Annotated in this window: 3 protein-coding genes and 2 pseudogenes; 2 read left to right on the top strand and 3 right to left on the bottom strand. The window is 41.2% G+C overall.

Translation table 11 applies throughout. The annotated features are described in order from the left end of the window. Positions 1–154: 154 nt before the first annotated feature. Entirely contained in the window at positions 155–490 is a 336-nt protein-coding gene (locus F6J94_RS32545) for a XisI protein (RefSeq protein ID WP_293047812.1), read from the bottom strand. 239 nt (positions 491–729) lie between these two features. Between F6J94_RS32545 and F6J94_RS32540 the strand changes: the two genes are divergently transcribed. Further along, a complete protein-coding gene (locus F6J94_RS32540; protein ID WP_293047810.1) occupies positions 730–1,083 on the top strand; it encodes a DUF433 domain-containing protein in 354 nt (117 codons plus the stop codon). A 195-nt stretch (positions 1,084–1,278) separates the two neighbouring features. Further along, positions 1,279–1,827: pseudogene (locus F6J94_RS32535) on the top strand (hypothetical protein). 463 nt (positions 1,828–2,290) lie between these two features. Here the strand turns inward: F6J94_RS32535 and F6J94_RS32530 are convergent. Continuing rightward, the gene (locus F6J94_RS32530) at positions 2,291–2,611 is read right to left on the bottom strand and encodes a hypothetical protein (protein ID WP_293047809.1); all 321 of its coding nucleotides are present in this window, start codon (positions 2,609–2,611) and stop codon (positions 2,291–2,293) included. A 27-nt stretch (positions 2,612–2,638) separates the two neighbouring features. Continuing rightward, positions 2,639–2,713: pseudogene (locus F6J94_RS32525) on the bottom strand (NINE protein); the annotation flags it as partial. Positions 2,714–2,815: the final 102 nt, after the last annotated feature.

Below are 2,815 nucleotides of genomic sequence, written 5' to 3'. Positions count from 1 at the left end.
TTGAAAGCTGTCAGAACTCCTTCGTTGTGCATAATAGCTCCATTATAAGGAATGGCATCTGCATCTCCCCATCTCCCCATCTCCCCATCTCCCCACCCTCCCGACACTTTTATAATGGGTATTCAACCGGACTTGATATTATTTGTGATTGGGGTTATGCGATCGCATATCCAGTATGTTGACGTAAATGGGGAGGATGAAAGGCGAGGACAATATGATCCTTTGGCACACCCGCCGCAACTAGTTCATCGGTAATGCCGTCTTCGATGCCATCATAATGAATCCAGAGTTTGCTCTGACGAATTTCAACATGGGTGACAACGCCATGGACTCTTTTTTTGCCGTTCCATCCTTCATTAAACAGTAGGAAATGAGTACGATCGGCATCAATAATGACATACTGCTTAATATCACCATAACTGTATGGGATTGCCGCATAGTCTTTGAGAATTTTTTCGACGGTATCTTGGTATAATTTTACGGTATCCATTGTAAAATATCCTGGGTATTTGGTTCAAAAACAATAATTACCATAGTCAAATACCAGGTGTTGCTGAATTAGGGTATGATTTTGGCAAGTAGCCTACGCATTATCACCACGTATTATATATAATAGCGGGTTATAGCCTAATCAGGTACACAATATTTTTTCCTTGTTGCCTACTCCCTACTCCCTACTCCCTACTCCCTACTCCCTACTCCCTACTCCCTCAATTAAAAACTGTTCTAATGCAATTAGAAGATTACTTTGATTTTTTAGCACCCGATGATATTCGGATTAAAGGAACACGCATTGGGATAGAACATATTCTCTATCAATATATCCATCGTGCCCAGACACCAGAAGCGATTGCCGAACGCTATAGGACGGTAACACTAGAACAGGTTTATGCCACAATTTTATACTATTTACACAACCAAGTTTCCGTGAGCGCTTATATTGCTGACTGGTTGGCGTGGAGTCATCAAATGCGCGAGCAACAGCGTAAAAATCCCCCTCCTTTTCTTGAAAAAATCCGACAGTTTAAAGCTGAAAAAGAGGCTGCCTATCAAAACCATACTAAAACAATAGAGGCTAGTTAGATTAATATCAAGACCAAATTAGTTTTATGCCTCTACTTTAAATCTTGAACACACTAATGTTATCAAACTCCCCTCTTCTGAATTAACTACTCCCTATTCCCTGCTCCCTGCTCCCTATTCCCGACTCCCGACTCCCGACTCCCGACTCCCGACTCCCGACTCCCGACTCCCGACTCCCTAACAATTCCCTTACCTATGACACAAGAACTTATAGACCTCAAAACTAGCATTGTAGAAGGACGATACGCAGATGCTTTAGCAATTGTCGATGAATTAGAAGGGATGAGTAAACAGGCAATTTTGCGTAATATTGATTCGTTCCTAGTTAGGCTATTTATCCAGTTAATAAAAAATCAAGTAGAGCAGCGTTTAACCAATTCTTGGGCAGCTTCCATTGCTAGTTCAATTCTGGAAATTAAAAAGCTGAATATTAAAGATAATAAAACCTCCTATTATATTAAGCCTGATCAATGGCAGCCCAGATTAGAGGAAGCACTATAATCAGCGATCGCTCCTGCTAGTCTGGAAGTTTTCAATGGAGAGTTAAGGCGGTCTCAACTTTCCCAGAGGCTGGATAAACCACAGCTAATTTTGACTGCCAATAGTTTACTTAGTCTGACTTACCGCTATTCAGCTAAAGAACTGCCAGCAGTTTTAGATGATTATTTAACTGGATCTAACGTATTTGTTCTGCTAAATAAAGAGTCTGTAAGAGGGAACAGCGGATCTGGGAACAGGGAATAGTGGGAAGAGGCCGCATTCAGAACATTTTGTTAGTTGAAGATCATAATGTTACTTGTACAGCATTAATTTTAGTAGATGTAGGGTGGGCAGTGCTTACCTTTAGGATAGTCAGCTTTTCAATTGGTCTGATGCACTGCCCACAAGAAAATTAATGTTATAGCGTTTATTCCATGTATGAGGTACACTGCTCAACCTCAAAGTCCCCCTTTTTAAGGGGGATTTAGGGGGATCCCTTTGTAGCTTATGAGTCCTAGAAACGCTATATGTAAGCATTCAGCTATAAGCAGTTAGCCGTCAGCTAATCAACGGGAGATAGTAAACAAGCTGGTGGATGCTGATACGACTGGTTGGAAATCCCTGCTCGTTTTACTAATCCGACTCCATGCAGTTAAAGCGCCTGATAGCTGATAACTGATAGCTGATAGATGACGGCTGAATACTTGCAATTTTATAGTTAATTTACTTACATAACTTTGTAGATAATTGCTCCAGTATCGGGGTGATTATCTACCATCAATACCTCTTGGGTACACATAGTATTAAGCATTTCTTTGATCTCTTCAACTGGCTTTCCTGTAGCAAGTACGCAATCAGCTACAGATATGTTACCACCATTATCCTTTGCGACTTGAAGGATAAGTTGGGTGTCATTCTTGACCTTTTGGTTATCGGCACTTGGAGCAATTACATCTGCGACGTTGACAACAACCTGCTGAGTGACCTGGTTGTTTTGGTCTGCGCCGCCATAGAGCATCCTATACTTAAGATTTTTCTCTTCAACCATTCCTGGTATCAGAGCTAAATCTACAAGTTGCCCAAGTCCAAAAAAACCCCATGTAAATAACCAGATTATTCCACTAATGTACTTACCAGTGTAAAAACGGTGGGCGCCGGAAAAACTGAAATAGCTTACCTTTTATGGTGTACCTGTTTATTAGGTTTTTCCGGCGCCCACCGTTTTTACAGATCTTAGCACACGTCTGAACTC

The organism is Moorena sp. SIO1F2, from assembly GCF_010672755.1.
In the GTDB taxonomy this organism is placed as follows: Bacteria; Cyanobacteriota; Cyanobacteriia; order Cyanobacteriales; family Coleofasciculaceae; genus Moorena.
Note: the sequence above shows the minus strand (reverse complement) of the source record. Positions and strands in the feature narration are given on the sequence as shown.